This is a genomic window from Massilia haematophila (assembly GCF_042647645.1).
Taxonomy (GTDB): Bacteria; Pseudomonadota; Gammaproteobacteria; order Burkholderiales; family Burkholderiaceae_D; genus Telluria; species Telluria haematophila.
In genome coordinates this window covers 5,191,035-5,207,443 of record NZ_JBHRVV010000001.1, presented here as the reverse complement: position 1 = coordinate 5,207,443, position 16,409 = coordinate 5,191,035, and the positions used below count along the sequence as shown (strand labels likewise).

The following is a 16,409-nucleotide window of genomic DNA, read 5'->3' as shown; positions in this document are numbered from 1 at the left end:
CGCACGCGACCGGCCCTCAGTTATGGATGTACTTGACAAACACGTCGCTGAAATCGCGCTTGGTGTGCGTATCGAACATGGCGCTGTTCAAGGCCGCCAGCAATTCGCCGTACTGCTTGACCAGGCCGCCCTCGCCCGGCGCGATGTTCAGCTTGTGCACGGACGCGGTGGCATCGAGCGCGCGCAGCGCATTCTCGCGGCAGGCGGCATCGCGGCGCTGCTGCTTGCCGATCGAGATCAGGGCCTTGTAGATGTCCTTGAGCTGCTCGATGAAGGTCTTCTTGACGTCGATCGAGAACACCGTGTCGTCCAGGTTGAATTTCAATTCGATGTCCATGTCCAGCGTGCCGGCGGTCTCGATGCTGACGTTCGAAATCTGGTGCGCGGCATAGTCGTAGCGCTTGATCGCGCGCTTCGACGACACGGCCGAATCGCCGTCCACATGGATCAGCGCCAGGTTGGTGAAGCAGTACTCGTCCTTCTTGCTCTTGATGAGAAAGAAGATCTGTTCGCCGTCTTCGCTGAACAGGTAATCGTCGGCATCGACCTTGTTGTAATCCGCCGGGCCGACGATGACGCCGATATCGCTGATGCCCAGTGCTTCCGCCGCCAGTCTCTTGAACATGATGATCCTCGTATAAAACCGCTACATTGAAAAAGTAGAAAAAGCCGGAATGGCGTTTCCCTTGGACCTGATCAGACCGAAATCGTCGCCCCGCCCTCGCGCGGCCGGTCGCGCGGCACGGGCGGGAGAGGCGCCGCGGGCACCGCCGGCTCGGCCTGTTCCCGGTGCTCGTTGCCGATCCGGTCCAGGTCCTCGACGCTCATCAGCGGCGCATACATCAGGTCCTCGGGATCGGCCGAACGGCGCCAGCCCAGGTGCAGTTCGCCCACCGCGCGCTTGGCCAGCTTGATCGTGCGCTCGCCGGTGCGCACCGTCAGGCGCGGTTTGCCGTCCTCGAGCTCGACCAGGCGCGCCATCGACAGCACCGAGCAGTTCAGGTTCGGGCTGTGCGTCGAGAACTGGAAGCGGAATTGGCCCGTTTGCGAATTGATGTCGCGCGTGGTGAGGAACAGGCGATAGGTCTCCGGCCCCAGGCCCGGCAGGCGCGCGCTGGCACGCACGGCGCGCTCGAGCAGCGCTTCGCTGGCGTATTGGTCGGTCTCGGGCAGCACCGGAATGTGCAGCGGCGGCAGGCGCAAGCCTGCCCGCACGCGGATGCCGAGCTGGCTCGCCAGCGCCCGGGCCACGTTTGCCGAGTAATCCTCGGGGAAATCGTCGAGCGGCACGACGTAGACGGGGACGATGTCGCCGCGCGGCTTGACGGCGAACGCGACGCCGCTGCCCAGCAGCGCGAGGCCGGTCAATAACATGTGACGTCTCTGCATGATTTCCCTAGTGATATTTTATTTTTAACAAGTTTAGCCCCAGGCCGTCGCGCCGTCCAAGCATTTTGCATATTGATAAGATTATCGGCCCGGCATTTCTGAAATTTGGTGTCGCCATTTGAAAAGCCTGCGCGCAACGGCTGGCTTAGAATATTTCGATGCCTGGCACGGCCGGCCAAACCAACAAGGATGACAGAGACATGACGCACCCTTCCCGCACCGGCGGCCAGATCCTGGTCGACGCGCTCCACGTCCACGGCGTCGACACCGCCTTCGGCGTGCCCGGCGAAAGCTACCTCGACGTGCTCGACGCCCTGCACGACTCGCAGATCCGCTTCGTGATCAACCGCCAGGAAGGAGGCGCGGCATTCATGGCCGAAGCCTACGGCAAGCTGACCGGCAAGCCCGGCATCTGTTTCGTGACCCGCGGTCCGGGCGCGACCAATGCCTCGATCGGCGTGCACACGGCCTACCAGGATTCGACGCCGATGATCCTGTTCATCGGCCAGGTCGGCAACGACTTCGTCGACCGCGAAGCCTTCCAGGAAATCGACTACCGCCGCATGTTCGGCCAGATGGCGAAATGGGTGGCCCAGATCGACCGCGCCGACCGCATCCCCGAATACATCGCACGCGCCTTCCAGATTGCCACGAGTGGACGACCGGGCCCGGTGGTGCTGGCCCTGCCGGAAGACATGCTGGTGTCGAAGGCGGAAGTGGCCGACACCCGTTGCCACACCCCGGTGCAGGCGGCGCCGGCGGCGAGCCAGATCGCCGCGCTGCGCGCCATGCTGGCCGAAGCGCAGCGTCCACTGGTGCTGCTGGGCGGCGGCACCTGGAATGCGCAGGCCTGCGCCGACCTGGCGAAGTTCGCCGTAGCGAACGCGTTGCCGGTGGGCTGCACCTTCCGCTTCCAGGACCTGATCGACAACGCGCACCCGAACTACATTGGCGACGTCGGCATCGGCATCAATCCGAAGCTGGCCGCGCGCGTCAAGGAGGCCGATCTCGTGATCGCGATCGGCCCGCGCCTGGGCGAGATGACGACTTCCGGCTATTCCCTGCTCGATTCGCCGCTGCCGAAGCAGCGCCTGGTGCACATCCATCCCGATCCGGAAGAGCTGGGCAGCGTGTACCAGGCCGAGCTGATGATCGCCAGCGGCGCGCCGCAGGCCTGCGCCATGCTGGCCGCGATGGAACCGGTCGACGCCGGCGCCTGGCGCCACACGGTGGAAGAGGCGCGCGCCGAACTGGCCGCGTGGCAGGCGCAGCCGCCGGTGTTCAAGGACGGCCAGGCCCCGCTCGACCTGTGGCAGGTGGTGCAGGACCTGCAGGCGGCGCTCCCGGCCGACACCATCGTCACCAACGGCGCCGGCAACTACGCCTCCTGGGCGCACCGCTTCTGGCGCTACGGGGCCATGCGCACCCAGCTGGCGCCGACGAATGGCGCGATGGGCTATGGCGTGCCTTCGGGCGTGGCGGCGAAGATCGTCGAACCGGGGCGCACCGTGGTCACCTTCGCCGGCGACGGCGAATTCATGATGACGGGCCAGGAGCTGGCCACCGCGGTGCAGTACGGCGCCGGGGTCATCATCATCGTTTTCAACAACAGCATGTTCGGCACCATCCGCATGCACCAGGAGAAGACCTATCCGGGCCGCGTCTCCGGCACCACGCTGCACAATCCCGACTTCGCGGCGCTGGCGCGCGCCTACGGCGGCCACGGCGAGATCGTCGAGCGCACGCTTGAGTTCGCCCCGGCCCTGGCGCGCGCCCTCGAGCACGCCAACGGCAAGGGGCTGCCGGCGCTGATCGAGCTGCGCTACGACGGCAACCTGATCACGCCGAACGCGACGCTCGACAGCATGCGCAAGGCGGCCGAGGCGGCCAAGGCCGGCTGAGTCGTATCAGCGGCCCTGCATCCGGCGCCGTGACAAAGCGCGCATTTTTGGGCTGGGCGGGCCTGCTAGCATGTTGCCTATGCACAACGTAAGACAGGGCCGGCCTGGCGCGTCCGCGGCCTCCTCTGTCGACACCAGCAAAGGCAAGCGATGCCCGAACATCCGAAAACGACAGGCCGCGTCGCGGTCCTGGTCGACTGCGACAACACCAGCCCCGACATCCTCGACTACGCCTTGCGGATGTGCGCCCAGTTCGGGCGCGTCGTGGTGCGCCAGGGTTACGGCAACCACACGACGCTGGCGAACAAGTGGCAGGACGCGCTGGTGCGGTTGGCATTCACACCCTGCCTGCAATACCACTACGTGGCCGGCAAGAATACGGCCGACATCGCGCTGGCGCTCGACGCCCTCGAGCTGATGTTCGACGGCCGGGTCGACACCTTTTGCATCGTCACCAGCGACTCGGACTTCGCCTACCTGTGCCGCAAGCTGCGCGGGCGCGGCGCTGCGGTCTGCATCATCGGCGAAGGCAAGACGCCGGACGCGCTGCGCAATGCCTCGGACCAGTTTTTCGAATACGTACCGGTGCAGCCCGAGCAGGCGAAGAGCGAGCCGCCCAAGGTCGTCAAGCGGCGGCCGCGCACCCTGCTGGCCGCGGTGTCGCTGCTGGCGGCCGAGTCGGCGGAAGGCCGGGTCGGCCTGGGCGCCCTGGGCCAGTACATGCGGCGCACCGATCCGGGCTTCTCGCCGCAGCAATGCGGCTATTCCGGCCTGCTGGACATGGTCCAGAATTATCCCGATCTCGTGACGCGGCCCGACAACGGCGGATACTGGGTGCAGCCGAAACCGAAGGCCGATGCGCCGAAGGGGGCGCCCGAGCGCGCAGCCGCCGCCTGACCGGGAAGCCGGCCCGGCCGCCCGTGCTACCCGCGCGCGATTGCGAAAACACGTTTGCGCGGAACCGGCTATGCTTTTCGCCAGACAGCTCAGCCGTATCCGGGAACGGGAGCGGCAGGCCACGTCATGGCGCCCGGCGAACGCATCCGGCGCCATCACCCGATAACGAGGAGACGAAGCAGTGAGCACCACTCCGGAACTGGTCCTGTGCATTCCCGGCCCATGGGAAAACACCAGTGTGCTGGCCGACGAGATCGCCGCCAGCGCCATCGGCTATTCCCTGGCGGGCGGCGTGCTAAGCGAGAGCGAGACCGGCTTTGCCTGCGAGCTCGCCCTGCAGCCGGCCGACCCGGACCTGGTGGAGGACTTCGTGAAGGCCGGCCCCCATTGGGCACGGACCGAGGCGATGGCCGACATCGACACCCATGCCTCGGTCGCCTACCTGGCGGGCCCGGGCGGTTCGCGCGCGGCGGCCGATGCGATGATGCGCGCCGGCGCCGCCCTGATCGATAGCGGCGGGCTGGGCGTGAAGGTCGACAGTACCGGCATCGCCCATGCGCCGGCCTACTGGATCGACATGTGCGAACAGCTCGACCAGCTCACCGCGCACCGCGCGCTGGTGGTGTATGTGGCCGGCGCCGACGTCTATTCCTGCGGGATGCACAACTTCGGCCTGCCGGAGGCGATCACCAGCGCCAGGGACAAGAACCAGGCGGCCGACATGCTGCGCTTTTTCACGCGCTACCTGCTCGAGCACGCGCCGGACCTGGCCGACGGCCACACGTTTTCGGTCAGCGAAGGCAAGCCGGTGTACCGGCTCGAACGCGTCGCGGCGATCGATTACGGCGAGGCTTCGCTGTTCAATAATCCCTACGGCGCCTGGCGCCTGTACCCGCCGGCGCCCGAGAAGAAGGGCAACTGGTGGACGCGCAACCGGCAATGATGCGCTAGCTCCCCCCGGAAATCCGCCAGGCCGCGGCCGGACTGCCGTTCGCGTGCCTGTCGACAGCCGGCGCGCCCCGTCCGTTCGTTGCCGATTCGTCAGCACTGTGCTCTGGTAAAATACCCGCGACCCTATTCGTCGTGCCGGTATCGCAGTCCGGCATGTGCATGCAGCAGCCGCCACCACGCAACCCATGTTTAGTTTCTTCAAGAGAAAAAAAGCCGCCCCCGAAACGCCGGCGCCGGTCGAGCCTGTCGAGCAGGCGGCCCCGGTCCAGCCCGCGCCCGCGCCTGCCCCCGCGGCAGTTCCCGCCTTTGCCCAGCCTCCGGCCCTGGCGAGCGCCGAACCCGAACTCGTCATCGAGGAAACGGCCGAACGCCCGACCAGCGCCGCAGAGCAGAAAAAATCCTGGATGGCGCGCCTGAAGGCGGGCCTGGCCAAGACCTCGAGCAACCTGTCGCTGCTGTTCGTCGGCGCGCGTATCGACGAGGACCTGTACGAGGAACTCGAGTCCGCGCTCCTGATGTCGGACGCCGGCATGGACGCCACCGAACACCTGCTCAATAACCTGCGCCGCAAGGTCAAGGAAGACAAGCTGCTCGATGCCGCCGCCGTCAAGGGTGCGCTCAAGGAGCTGATGGTCGAGATGCTCGCGCCGCTGCAAAAGCCGCTGGAGCTGGGCCGCCACGAACCGCTGGTGATGATGATCTCGGGCGTGAACGGCGCCGGCAAGACCACGACCATCGGCAAGCTCGCCAAGCACATGCAGCGCTTCGACCAGTCGGTGCTGCTGGCCGCGGGCGACACCTTCCGCGCCGCCGCGCGCGAGCAGCTGATGGTCTGGGGCCAGCGCAACAACGTCACCGTGATCTCGCAGGCCTCGGGCGACCCGGCCGCCGTGGCTTTCGATGCGGTCCAGTCGGGCAAGGCGCGCGGCGTCGACGTCGTCATGGTCGACACCGCCGGCCGCCTGCCGACCCAGCTGCACCTGATGGAAGAACTCAAGAAGATCAAGCGCGTGATCGGCAAGGGCATGGATGGCGCCCCGCACGAGACCCTGCTGGTCATCGACGGCAACACCGGGCAGAACGCCCTGGCCCAGGTCAAGGCCTTCGACGACGCCCTGCAGCTGACCGGCCTGATCATCACCAAGCTGGACGGCACCGCCAAGGGCGGCGTGCTGGCCGCGATCGCGCGCACGCGTCCGGTGCCGGTGTACTTCATCGGCGTCGGCGAAAAGCTGGACGACCTGCAGCCCTTCGATGCAGAAGAATTCGTGGAAGCGCTGCTGGGTTAAAGATGATCGAATTCCACAACGTCTCCAAGAAATACTCGGTCGATGCGACCGCCCTGCGCGACGTCACCCTGAACATCGACAAAGGCGAGCTGGTCTACCTGGCCGGTCCTTCCGGCGCCGGCAAGTCGACGCTCATGAAAATGGTGGCGGCAGTCGAGCGTCCCAGCAGCGGGCGCGTGGTCGTCTTCGGCCAGGACATCGGCAAGATCAAGAAGGCCGGCATTCCCTTCCTGCGGCGTAACCTCGGGCTGATCTTCCAGCACCAGCGCCTGCTGAACGACCGCAACATCCTGGCCAACACCATGCTGCCCCTCCTCGTCACCGGCGCTCCGCGCGCGCAGGCCGAACAGCGCGCCCGCGCCGCCCTCGACAAGGTGGGCCTGCTGGAACGCGCCAAGGCCCATCCGCTGGAATTGTCCGGCGGCGAGCAGCAGCGCGTGGCGATCGCGCGCGCGATCGTCAACCGGCCGCAGATCATCCTGGCCGACGAACCGACCGCGAACCTCGACCGGGTGGCGGCCGACAAGGTGATCGACGCCTTGCGCGCCTTCAATGCCGTCGGCGTGACCTGCGTGATCTCGACCCACGACGAGCAGATTCTCGACCGGGCCGCGCGCGTGATCCGCCTCGAGAACGGCCAACTGGTCGGCGATGCCCTTGCCGGCGTGGCAGGCACGGCAGGCGCGGCAGGCGACACTGGACTTGCGGACACCGAAGGAGGTGCCGCATGAGCCCCTGGTTCCGCCAGCACCGCTTCGCGCTCGGCGCCGCGCTGTCCACCGTGCGCAAGGCGCCGGGCAGCTTCCTGTTCAACGTGCTGGTGATCGCGGTCGCCCTGACCCTGCCGTTCGCCGGCATCACCCTGCTCGAGAACGTGCGCCCGATGTCGGAGCAGCTCTCGGTTGATCCCGAGGTCAGCCTGTTCGTCAAGCCCGAGGCGACGCGCGAGCAGGCGCAGGCGATCGCGCCGCAGCTGCGCCAGATCCTGGCCGACAGCAAGGCGACGATCACCTTCATTCCGCGCGAGCGGGCGCTGGAAGAGCTGAAGGCGCGCAGCGGCCTGGCCGACGCGCTCGACACCCTGGGCGACAATCCCCTGCCCGACAGCTACGTGATGAAGCTGGCCGGCTCCTCGAACACGGCCGACGCCGCGCGCATCGACGCCGTGGTCGAGCAGCTGCACCAGCTGCCGCACGTGGACACGGTGCAGGTCGATTCGGCCTGGGTGAAACGCCTGGCCGCCCTGATGGGCATCCTGCGCTTGAGTCTCCTGCTGCTGGCGGTGACGCTGGGCGTGGTGGTGATCGCGGTGGTGTTCAACACGATCCGCCTGCAGGTGCTGACCCAGCGCGAGGAAATCGCGGTGTCGAAGCTGCTCGGCGCGACCGACAACTTCATCCACCGTCCCTTCTACTACACCGGCGCCCTGTTCGGCCTGTGCGCCGGCGCGCTGGCCCTGGCCGGCGTGGCGCTGGCCCTGCGGCCGCTGAACGGGGCGATCGCCGAGTTCGCGCGCCTGTATGCGTCGGAATTCCAGCTGGCCTTCCTCGGTCCGCTGGAACTGGCGGCCCTGCTGGCGATCAGCGCCGGCCTCGGCCTGATCGGCGCCATGCTGTCGGTGCAGCGCCACCTGGCGCGCCTGCACTGAGTTCGCGGCCTGATCCAGCCTTTCCGGGCGGACCCATGGGTCCGCCCGCGTCATTTTCCAGCCCTAGAGGCCGCTCGTCTTGTGCGCCTACTTCTCTTACCGAAGTAGGAATTTGCCTCGTAAGGCGCGGAACTCGGTGCTTCGTGCGCCAACTAACAGAAACAGGGTTTCGACAGCCCTTAGTCTGTGGCCTAACGCGATCCACAAGAGGCACACACTTGAGATAGCTCAATAGAAATGCCCCGTTTCACTCTACAGTAGAGCGGGCGCAATTAATGCTTCTAAGCAATACTTTGGCCAGACTTAAACGGGCCCCGCATTCTGGGGGTTCGCTAGCACTCACCCTTCGAGAGTGCTAATATATAACTCAAGTGAATGTAAATGGGTTCGCTTGCATCCGGATTCAAGCCGAAAAAATCAGCAGCGGGAATCGTCCCCTGCATGAGATGCAGCACAAAACACTCTACGAGGAAAAGATAATGTCCGCACAATCCGCATTGGTACCAACCGGCAGCCGTGCTCTGGGACTTGGCTTCACCGGCAATCTCGGTAACATCGACGCGTATATCTCCGCGGTGAACCGGCTGCCGATGCTGTCCCACGAGGAAGAAGTCTCGCTGGCGACGCGGCTGCGGGAAAAGAATGATCTCGACGCCGCCCAGAAGCTGGTGCTCTCGCACCTGCGCCTGGTGGTCTCGATCGCGCGCGGCTACCTGGGCTACGGCCTGCCGCACGCCGACCTGATCCAGGAAGGCAACATCGGCCTGATGAAGGCCGTGAAGCGTTTCGACCCGAACCAGGGCGTGCGCCTGGTGTCGTACGCGATGCACTGGATCAAGGCCGAGATGCACGAGTACATCCTGAAGAACTGGCGCCTGGTGAAGGTCGCGACGACCAAGGCCCAGCGCAAGCTGTTCTTCAACCTGCGCAGCAACAAGCAGGGCCTGGACGCGATGTCGCCGGGCCAGGTCGACGACCTGGCGAAGCTGCTCGGCGTCAAGCGCGAGGAAGTAATCGAAATGGAAACCCGCCTCTCGGGCCGCGACATCGCCCTGGAAGCGCCGACCGACGACGAGGACGACAAGTTCTCGCCGATCGCCTACCTGTCCTCGGACCAGCAGGAGCCGACCAAGGTGCTGGAAGCCGAGCAGGTCACGCGCCTGCAGTCCGAAGGCCTGGAAACGGCCCTGGGCAAGCTCGACCCGCGTTCGCGCCGCATCGTCGAAGCGCGCTGGCTGGCCAACGACGACGGCTCGGGCGCCACGCTGCACACCCTGGCCGAGGAATTCGGCGTGTCGGCCGAGCGTATCCGCCAGATCGAATCGGCGGCGCTGAAGAAGATGAAGGGCGCGCTGGCGGCGTACGTATAAGCTGCTTAAAGCCACGCAAAACGGCGGCTCCGCAAGGGCCGCCGTTTTTTATTGATGATGACGCCCACGGCGAGAGGTGCGTTTTCGTAGGGTGGACACCTGTGTCCACGCGGTTTCACCGGTTGATTACCAGCGCCTCTTGAACTCGCCGTGGTTTTCGTAGGGTGGGTTCTCGAACCCACGCTGTACGGAGTTTGATCAACGTTTGCGGCTAGTTCATATGGCACCGCATATCAACCGGTGAGACGGCGTGGGCTCGAGAGCCCACCCTACAAAGGCGGTACAGCGACGAATCAGCGTTTGCGGCGCATTCACGTGGCGCCGCATGGCGACCCGGTCAGACCGCGTGGGTTCAAGAACCCACCCTACCACCCTTGTAGGGTGGACCGGGCCGCGAAAGGCACCTGTGTCCACCCTACAAAACCATGACCGTTCCAGTGTCATTCAAAAGGCAAGGATCGGCGCAATTCACAAAAAAACGGCGGCCCCATCCCTGGAACCGCCGTTAAAACCTGGCCGCAAGTCACCAGCAGCCAGTCCGATCCGGGGTGTCGAGACCCCGTCCTGTGATCGTCCGGATCAGTAGATCGCGTTGCCCGAAGCGTCCTTCAGCTGGGCTTTCCATGCGCCCTGCACCAGCTTGACGACCGAGGCCGGCATCGGCACGTAGTCCAGTTCGGCGGCAGCGGCGGCGCCGTTCTTGTAGGCGTAGTCGAAGAACTTCACGACTTCCTTGCCCTTGGTCGCGTCTTCCTGGGTCTTGTGCATCAGGATGTAGGACACGCCGGTGATCGGCCAGCTGTTCTTGCCGGCGGTGTCGGTCAGGATCACGGCGAAGCCCGGGGTCTTGGTCCATTCGGCGCTGGCGGCGGCGGCCTTGAAGGCTTCGTCGTCCGGCTGCAGGTACTGGCCGTCCTTGTTCTTCAGCTGGGTGTGCGAGAGCTTGTTCTTCTTGGCGTAGGCCCATTCGACGTAGCCAATCGAGCCCTTGATGCGCTGCACGTTGGCGGCGACGCCTTCGTTGCCCTTGCCGCCCACGCCCACGGCCCACTTCACCGAAGTGCCGGCGCCGATCTTCTGCTGGAAGTCCGGGTTCACTTTCGACAGGTAGTCGGTGAACAGGAAGGACGTGCCCGAGCTGTCGGCGCGGTGCACGACGGTGATGTCGGCGGCCGGCAGGTTCACGCCCGGGTTCAGGGCGGCGATCTCGGCGGCGTTCCACTTGGTGATCTTGCCCAGGTAGATGTCGGCCAGGACCGGACCGGTCAGCTTCAGCTGGCCCGGGGTCACGCCCTCGACGTTGACCACGGCGACCACGCCGCCCATGATGGCCGGGAACTGCATCAGGCCGGCTTCTTCCAGGTCGGCGGACTTCAAAGGCATGTCCGAGGCGCCGAAGTCGACGGTTTTCGCCTTGATCTGCTTGATGCCCGCGCCCGAGCCGACCGACTGGTAGTTCATGCCGACGCCGGTGGCGGCCTTGTACGATTCAGCCCACTTGGCGTAGATCGGGTACGGGAAGGTCGCGCCCGCGCCGGTCACGTCGGCAGCGAAAGCCGAGGTCATCACCATCGCGGCAGCGGCGCCGGCGATCATCGTTTTGAACATGTGCTTGATTTTCATATTGTCGTAACTCGGGGTTGGTTAAGTGACGAGCGAAGTCTAGCCAGCGAATGTGACCGCCGTATGACTGCGCTTTTGGCAAGTCGAAACGTCACGGCATTGGCGTTTTTGCTATAGTCGGGCGGTCGAACCAACGGATGCCCGATGCGCCACCTGCTCGCCCTGCCCTTCGCCTGCATCATGCTGGCCGCCTGCGCCGCCCCGCCAGGGCCGCAGGTGCCCAGCTTTGCGCTCGAGCCGGGAACGAGCGTCGAGGCCGCCCCCGGCGTCCTGCTGCGCTTCGAGGAAGTCGAGGACAGCCGCTGTCCGCCGGGCGTGCACTGCGTCTGGGCAGGCCGCCTGAGCTGCCGCTTCAGCCTCACCCGCGCGAACGCCGCGCCCGAATCCCTCATCCTCGTGCCGGGCGAGGCCGCCCATGCCTCCAGCCTCCTTGGCGGCAAGCGCATCGCGCTCGACGAAGCTTCCCTTCCCGCCCCGGCCGCGCCGGATGCGGTTGCCAACCACCGCGTCACGGTGCAGGTGCTGCCGTGATGCGTTTTCACTCGCCTACACGCTATTCATGAGCAGATCCGCCCTCGCCCTCACACTCACCTTTTCCATCATCCTGCACGCGCCGCTTGCGAGCGCGAAAACGCCGGTGGCCACCGGCAGCGGCGGCGCCGTCGCCACCATCAGCGAACAGGCCTCGCACTCGGCGCTCGCCATCCTGAACAAGGGCGGCAACGCCGTCGACGCCGCCGTGGCGGCCGCGGCGACCCTGGGCGTGACCGATCCCTTCAGCGCCGGCATCGGCGGCGGCGGCTTCATGGTGATCTACCTGGCCAAGGACAAGCGCGTGATCACGATCGACCACCGCGAAATGGCGCCCGCCGCCTTCACGCCGACGGTCTTCCTCGACAACGGCAAGGAGATCGACTTCGAGAAGGCGGTCGCGAGCGGCGCCGCGGTCGGCGTGCCGGGTACGGTGCGCGGCTGGCACGAGGCGCTGGAACGCTACGGCACGATGAACTTCAAGCAGGTGCTGGCGCCAGCGATCGACGTGGCCAGCAAGGGCTTCACGGTCAATGAAACTTTCTTTCATTTAACGCAGCAAAATGAAAGAAAATTTCAGCAGTTCTCGACCACCAGCGCGCTCTACCTTCGGGGCGGGAAGGCGGTCACGCCCGGCACCCAGCTGCGCAATCCGGACATGGCCAAGGCCTACCGCGAGATCGCCGCACGCGGCTACAAGGCCTTCTACGAAGGCCCGATGGCGCGCGCCATCGTCGACGCCGTCAACCAGCCGCCCGTCGCAAAAGAGGCCAATGCGGGCGCCAGCGTACGGGCGGGCCGTATGACCCTGGCCGACCTGGCCAACTACGAGGCGCGCATCCGCCAGCCGATCGTCAGCAGCTACCGCGGCTACGAGATCTACGGCATGCCCCTGCCGAGCAGCGGCGGCGTGGCGGTGGCCGAGGCGCTGAACATCCTGGAAGGCTATGACCTGAAGTCCATGCCGCGCGCGAACGCCGAGCACCTCTACCTGGAAGCGAGCCGGCTCGCCTTTGCCGACCGCAACGCCTACCTCGCCGATCCGGAATACGTCGACGCCCCGGTGGCGGGCCTGCTGTCGAAGGAATTCGCCGCCCGGCGCCGCGCGCTGATCGATCCGCGACGCGCCGGCATCCAGGCCGCGGCGGGTGATCCCTACCTGTTCCAGGACGACCCCAGCGTTCCGCTGCGCCCGCAAGCGCCGCCGCAGCGCGCGCTGCAGAAGGAAGGCGCCCACACCACCCACCTGACGGTCTCGGACAAGGACGGCAACGTGGTCTCCTACACCTTCACCATCGAGTCCTGGGGCGGCAGCGGGATCGTGGTGCCGGGCTACGGCTTCCTGCTGAACAACGAGATGACCGACTTCGATTTTTCCGGCCCGCGCCCGAACGTGCCGGAAGCGGGCAAGCGCCCGCGCAGCAGCATGACGCCGACCATCGTGCTCAAGGACGGCAAGCCGGCCTTCACCATCGGCAGCCCGGGCGGTTCGACCATCATCACCACCGTGCTGCAGACCATCGTCAACCACATCGATTTCGGCATGCCGATGAACGAGGCGATCGACGCGCCGCGCCTGTCCGAGCGCAACGGCGCCGCGACCTCGATCGAGCCGGGCTTTGCCGGCAGCGCCCAGGCCCGGGCGCTCGAAGCCTTCGGCCACAAGTGGGAGGAGCGGGCCGAGGAAATCGGCGCGGCGAACGCCATCGTGTTCAATCCGGACGGCACGGTGACCGCGGTCAGCGAAGGCAAGCGCCACGGCGTCGGCACCGCGCTGGTGCAGCGCCGCGGGCATTGATAAACAGGTAGGGTGGGTTCTCGAACCCACCTTCATGGCAGGTGCGCAGAGGCGAACGCCGCCACATGGCGGCGTCCAGGAGCGGTGGGTTCGAGAACCCACCCTACCGGCTCAGGCCAGGCGCCCGGCCGGAAAGGCATAGGGCGCGGTGTCGGCGCGCCTGAAGCCCCGGACAACCAGGGCGATGGCAATGGCAATGCTGACCAGCGCCGCCCCGGCCGTCACCGGCAGGCCGATGGCGCGCTGCGCCGCCGCGGCGAGGCCGAAGCTGATTCCAAGCGACAGCGCGAAGCCGCACAGCAGGCGCCAGCCCAGTAGGCCGCTGCGGCGAGCGTGGTCGCGCAAATTGGCGGCCACGAGCGGCAAGCTCAGGCAGCAGATGCATATCTGCATGAACAGGTTGGCTGCCGAGGCGCCGGTGATCATGCCCAGGCCCAGCACGGCTCCCGCCAGGATGCCCCACTCGGCCAGTGCGATACGCATCAGCGTGCCGGACAGCTTGCGGTTGAAGTCCGGGGCGCCGGCCGGCATCGGCGGGACCAGCCGGAACAGGGCCTGTTCGGCGGCGGTGTCTTTCAGGCGCACAGCCCGGAGCTCGCTGCCGAACAGCGGCATCAGCAACAAAGGCAAGGCGAACAACCAGCCGATCGCCGTGATCATGTCGTTCGTCTCGGCACTGCCGAACAGGCGAAATCCACCTACCGCAATCGCCACCAGCCCCACGACGACAGCGAGCGAGATCGCCCGATTGAGCCAGTGATTCGCCGAACCGAGCAGGTGCCCGAGCAGCTTGCCGACGTCGCGCGCCTCGCAATCGCGGCGCAGCGCCCTGGCGTAGATCGAGGCGCCAAGCTTGTGCTGCTTGCGTTCCCTGAACTGTCCATCGGTCGAAAGACGTTCGATCTGCAACTTCTGCGCCTCGCGCGCCGCATAGTGGCGCTCGCCGCCGTCCATGTACATCGCCTGCAGGGCGAACGCACCGAATGCCAGCATCAGGAGGATGGCGACGGCAAAGCCGGAGCCGCTCTTGACCTGCTCGACCAGTCCGGGAGGCAGGCGGTCATGGAAAACAATGAGCATCCAGGTCCCGAACTGGACCCAGGCCCCGGCACGGTGACCGCTCTGCCCTAAACCGTATGCCGCGAGCCAGGTGCCGGTGCCCAGGAACACGAGCGCAGGCGACAGGCGCGTGTCAAGCGACATCAGCGTGGCCGCGCCGACCGCGGTCGCCCACACCAGCATCGTCAACGCGATCAGGCGGCGCCGCAGGCGCGGCACTAGGCGCGCGGCAAAGGGCGAGTTCAGTTTCACCGCGCCGGGAACGAAATACAGCATCCACCCACCCAGCACACCGCCGAGCGCCACCCGCAGCGCGAGGCCCGCCGTGAGGACCAGGTCTCCTTCTTTCATCTGGGCCAGCGCCCCGACCAGGACGGTGCCGAGGGTGGTCAGTCCCAGCACGATCATGCTGGCACGCGGATGGCGCGTGCTGAGCGCCATCCGCCACAGCAGCCAATAGTCCTTCAGCGCCGCGCTCATTGCGTCACCTCGATGAACAGGTCTTCCAGGCTGAGCGGCTCGACGCGCACGCCGGGCTGGGCGCGCAGGGTATCGGCGGCGGCGCCGTGGGTGACCACGCTGACCGTACCGTCGGCCGCGCGCTGGCGCCGCAGTTCGCCCGCCAGCGGTTTACCGTCGAGCAGCGCCGCCGGGCCGACGACGCGGCGCGCGCCTTCGAGCAACTCGTCGAGCCGGCCCTGCAGCGCGATCTTGCCGTCGCGCAGGAAGGCGAGATCGAGCGCGACGCGCTCCAGGTCCGACAGGATGTGGGTCGAGAACACCACCGTGGTGCCGCGCTCGATCACGCCGTCGATCAGCTCGCGCAGGAAGTCGCGCCGGCCGACCGGGTCCAGGCTCGAGACCGGCTCGTCCAGCACCAGCAGTTCCGGATCGTGGGCCAGCGCGCGGATGATCGACAGGCGCTGCTGCTCGCCGCCGGAGAGCTTGCTGATCGGCTTCTCCTGCATCAGAGCGTCGAAGCCCCAGCGCTCCAGCAGCGCGTCGACCTTGGCCGCGTTCCAGCGTGGGTACAGGGCCTGGAAGTAGCCCAGCATCTGGCGCGGCGTCATCCATTCGAACAGGTCGGATTTCTGCGGCACGTAGCCGATGCGGGCGCGGGTGGCGTCCGACAGGCGCGCCACGTCCTCGCCGTAGATACGGACCGACCCACTGTCGGTCTCGCGCAGGCCGAGCAGGCATTCGAGCAGGGTCGACTTGCCGGCGCCGTTGCGGCCGAGCAGGCCGATCACCTGCCCCGGCATCACTTGCCAGTCGAGCTGGTCCAATACCATGGCGCTGCCGAAATGCTTGCTGATCGAACTGCTCTGGATGATCGGGGTGGTCATGCTTGTTCCTTCAGGATGTGGATGAAGAGGGAAACAACGGTGTCGGGATCGAGTTCGAGCTGGCGCGCTTCGACGGCAGCGCGTTCCAGGGTCGGGCGCAGCAGTTCGGCGCGCTCAAGCGCGCTCTTTCCGCCGCCGGCGCGTGCGGCCACTTCCATGCCCAGCCCGCGGCGGCGCGCCAGCACCCCTTCCATCTCGAGCAGGCTGTAGGCCTTGGAGACGGTCATCGGGTTCAGCGCCAGCGCTTGCGCCAGCTCGCGCACGGACGGCATGCCGTCGCCAGGCGCCATCTGGCCGGCCGCGACCAGGCGCTTGACCTGCTCGACGAGCTGGCGGTAGATCGGTTCGGGCGACCCGGTGGAAATCGAAAACAGGTGGGCGGAATGGGTGGTCATGGTGTCTGCTGTATTAGTTGATTAATACAGTAGACGACGATATCGAACATGTCAACAGGAAATATTGACTGGAAGGCGAAAAAATCGGGACACAAGGCTCCGATGCAAGGGAATGCGCGGATGGCCGTAGGGTGGGCACGCTGTGCCCACGCATTACGCACGTGACCGACAGTCAGCGGCAGCGAGGTATCGCCCGCAAAGTGTCCAATGAA

The 16,409-nt window shown here is 66.3% G+C and carries 15 protein-coding genes; 9 read left to right on the top strand and 6 right to left on the bottom strand.

Annotation, left to right across the window (positions count from 1 at the left end; translation table 11 throughout):
- Positions 1-16 precede the first annotated feature (16 nt).
- Positions 17-625 carry a PH domain-containing protein gene (locus tag ACFOPH_RS23170; protein ID WP_312547820.1) on the bottom strand — a complete coding sequence of 203 codons (609 nt, stop codon included), beginning with the start codon at positions 623-625 and terminating at the stop codon, positions 17-19.
- 71 nt (positions 626-696) lie between these two features.
- Entirely contained in the window at positions 697-1,389 is a 693-nt protein-coding gene (locus ACFOPH_RS23165; protein WP_379737456.1) for a hypothetical protein, read from the bottom strand.
- 200 nt (positions 1,390-1,589) lie between these two features.
- On the opposite strand from ACFOPH_RS23165, the gene ACFOPH_RS23160 reads away from it, so the two are divergent.
- The 7 genes from ACFOPH_RS23160 (at position 1,590) to rpoH (ending at position 9,445) form a co-directional block, all read left to right on the top strand.
- Positions 1,590-3,290, top strand: coding sequence for a thiamine pyrophosphate-binding protein (locus tag ACFOPH_RS23160; RefSeq protein WP_379737454.1), 1,701 nt, complete (start codon positions 1,590-1,592; stop codon positions 3,288-3,290).
- A gap of 150 nt (positions 3,291-3,440) precedes the next feature.
- Positions 3,441-4,187 (top strand): NYN domain-containing protein, encoded by a 747-nt coding sequence (locus ACFOPH_RS23155; protein WP_379737452.1) that lies wholly within the window; start codon positions 3,441-3,443, stop codon positions 4,185-4,187.
- Between the two features lie 181 nt (positions 4,188-4,368).
- Positions 4,369-5,130, top strand: coding sequence for a DUF4261 domain-containing protein (locus ACFOPH_RS23150; RefSeq protein WP_379737450.1), 762 nt, complete (start codon positions 4,369-4,371; stop codon positions 5,128-5,130).
- 193 nt (positions 5,131-5,323) lie between these two features.
- Entirely contained in the window at positions 5,324-6,427 is a 1,104-nt protein-coding gene (gene ftsY / locus ACFOPH_RS23145) for a signal recognition particle-docking protein FtsY (RefSeq protein WP_312547828.1), read from the top strand.
- Between the two features lie 2 nt (positions 6,428-6,429).
- A complete protein-coding gene (locus tag ACFOPH_RS23140) occupies positions 6,430-7,158 on the top strand; it encodes a cell division ATP-binding protein FtsE (protein WP_312547830.1) in 729 nt (242 codons plus the stop codon).
- The gene (gene ftsX / locus ACFOPH_RS23135) at positions 7,155-8,075 is read left to right on the top strand and encodes a permease-like cell division protein FtsX (protein WP_312547831.1); all 921 of its coding nucleotides are present in this window, start codon (positions 7,155-7,157) and stop codon (positions 8,073-8,075) included. The genes ACFOPH_RS23140 and ftsX overlap by 4 nt, the downstream gene beginning before the upstream one ends.
- Positions 8,076-8,554: 479 nt before the next feature.
- Positions 8,555-9,445, top strand: a complete 891-nt coding sequence (gene rpoH / locus ACFOPH_RS23130) for an RNA polymerase sigma factor RpoH (protein WP_313703802.1) — start codon at positions 8,555-8,557, stop codon at positions 9,443-9,445.
- A gap of 579 nt (positions 9,446-10,024) precedes the next feature.
- Here rpoH and pstS read toward each other — a convergent pair.
- The gene (gene pstS, locus ACFOPH_RS23125) at positions 10,025-11,053 is read right to left on the bottom strand and encodes a phosphate ABC transporter substrate-binding protein PstS (protein ID WP_379737447.1); all 1,029 of its coding nucleotides are present in this window, start codon (positions 11,051-11,053) and stop codon (positions 10,025-10,027) included.
- 159 nt (positions 11,054-11,212) lie between these two features.
- Between pstS and ACFOPH_RS23120 the strand changes: the two genes are divergently transcribed.
- On the top strand, positions 11,213-11,599 hold the full coding sequence (locus ACFOPH_RS23120; protein WP_379737445.1) for a hypothetical protein: 387 nt from the start codon (positions 11,213-11,215) through the stop codon (positions 11,597-11,599).
- A 28-nt stretch (positions 11,600-11,627) separates the two neighbouring features.
- On the top strand, positions 11,628-13,397 hold the full coding sequence (gene ggt / locus ACFOPH_RS23115) for a gamma-glutamyltransferase (protein ID WP_312547837.1): 1,770 nt from the start codon (positions 11,628-11,630) through the stop codon (positions 13,395-13,397).
- A gap of 111 nt (positions 13,398-13,508) precedes the next feature.
- Here ggt and ACFOPH_RS23110 read toward each other — a convergent pair whose 3' ends face one another.
- From ACFOPH_RS23110 to ACFOPH_RS23100, 3 genes are read right to left on the bottom strand one after another with little or no spacing between them, the layout of a single operon-like run.
- Positions 13,509-14,936, bottom strand: coding sequence for a hypothetical protein (locus ACFOPH_RS23110; protein WP_379737443.1), 1,428 nt, complete (start codon positions 14,934-14,936; stop codon positions 13,509-13,511).
- On the bottom strand, positions 14,933-15,802 hold the full coding sequence (locus tag ACFOPH_RS23105; protein WP_312547840.1) for an ABC transporter ATP-binding protein: 870 nt from the start codon (positions 15,800-15,802) through the stop codon (positions 14,933-14,935). The genes ACFOPH_RS23110 and ACFOPH_RS23105 overlap by 4 nt, the downstream gene beginning before the upstream one ends.
- Entirely contained in the window at positions 15,799-16,197 is a 399-nt protein-coding gene (locus tag ACFOPH_RS23100) for a GntR family transcriptional regulator (RefSeq protein ID WP_379737441.1), read from the bottom strand. The genes ACFOPH_RS23105 and ACFOPH_RS23100 overlap by 4 nt, the downstream gene beginning before the upstream one ends.
- Between the last annotated feature and the right edge of the window lie 212 nt (positions 16,198-16,409).

What these genes read in the sequence shown, in the direction of transcription:
- ACFOPH_RS23160 (WP_379737454.1), top strand. Translation starts at nt 1,590, where the DNA reads ATGACGCACCCTTCCCGCACCGGCGGCCAGATCCTGGTCGACGCGCTC.
- ACFOPH_RS23165 (WP_379737456.1), bottom strand. Translation starts at nt 1,389, where the DNA reads ATGCAGAGACGTCACATGTTATTGACCGGCCTCGCGCTGCTGGGCAGC.
- ACFOPH_RS23100 (WP_379737441.1), bottom strand. Translation starts at nt 16,197, where the DNA reads ATGACCACCCATTCCGCCCACCTGTTTTCGATTTCCACCGGGTCGCCC.
- pstS (WP_379737447.1), bottom strand. Translation starts at nt 11,053, where the DNA reads ATGTTCAAAACGATGATCGCCGGCGCCGCTGCCGCGATGGTGATGACC.
- ACFOPH_RS23105 (WP_312547840.1), bottom strand. Translation starts at nt 15,802, where the DNA reads ATGACCACCCCGATCATCCAGAGCAGTTCGATCAGCAAGCATTTCGGC.
- ftsY (WP_312547828.1), top strand. Translation starts at nt 5,324, where the DNA reads ATGTTTAGTTTCTTCAAGAGAAAAAAAGCCGCCCCCGAAACGCCGGCG.
- ACFOPH_RS23140 (WP_312547830.1), top strand. Translation starts at nt 6,430, where the DNA reads ATGATCGAATTCCACAACGTCTCCAAGAAATACTCGGTCGATGCGACC.
- ggt (WP_312547837.1), top strand. Translation starts at nt 11,628, where the DNA reads ATGAGCAGATCCGCCCTCGCCCTCACACTCACCTTTTCCATCATCCTG.
- ACFOPH_RS23110 (WP_379737443.1), bottom strand. Translation starts at nt 14,936, where the DNA reads ATGAGCGCGGCGCTGAAGGACTATTGGCTGCTGTGGCGGATGGCGCTC.
- rpoH (WP_313703802.1), top strand. Translation starts at nt 8,555, where the DNA reads ATGTCCGCACAATCCGCATTGGTACCAACCGGCAGCCGTGCTCTGGGA.
- ACFOPH_RS23170 (WP_312547820.1), bottom strand. Translation starts at nt 625, where the DNA reads ATGTTCAAGAGACTGGCGGCGGAAGCACTGGGCATCAGCGATATCGGC.
- ftsX (WP_312547831.1), top strand. Translation starts at nt 7,155, where the DNA reads ATGAGCCCCTGGTTCCGCCAGCACCGCTTCGCGCTCGGCGCCGCGCTG.
- ACFOPH_RS23120 (WP_379737445.1), top strand. Translation starts at nt 11,213, where the DNA reads ATGCGCCACCTGCTCGCCCTGCCCTTCGCCTGCATCATGCTGGCCGCC.
- ACFOPH_RS23155 (WP_379737452.1), top strand. Translation starts at nt 3,441, where the DNA reads ATGCCCGAACATCCGAAAACGACAGGCCGCGTCGCGGTCCTGGTCGAC.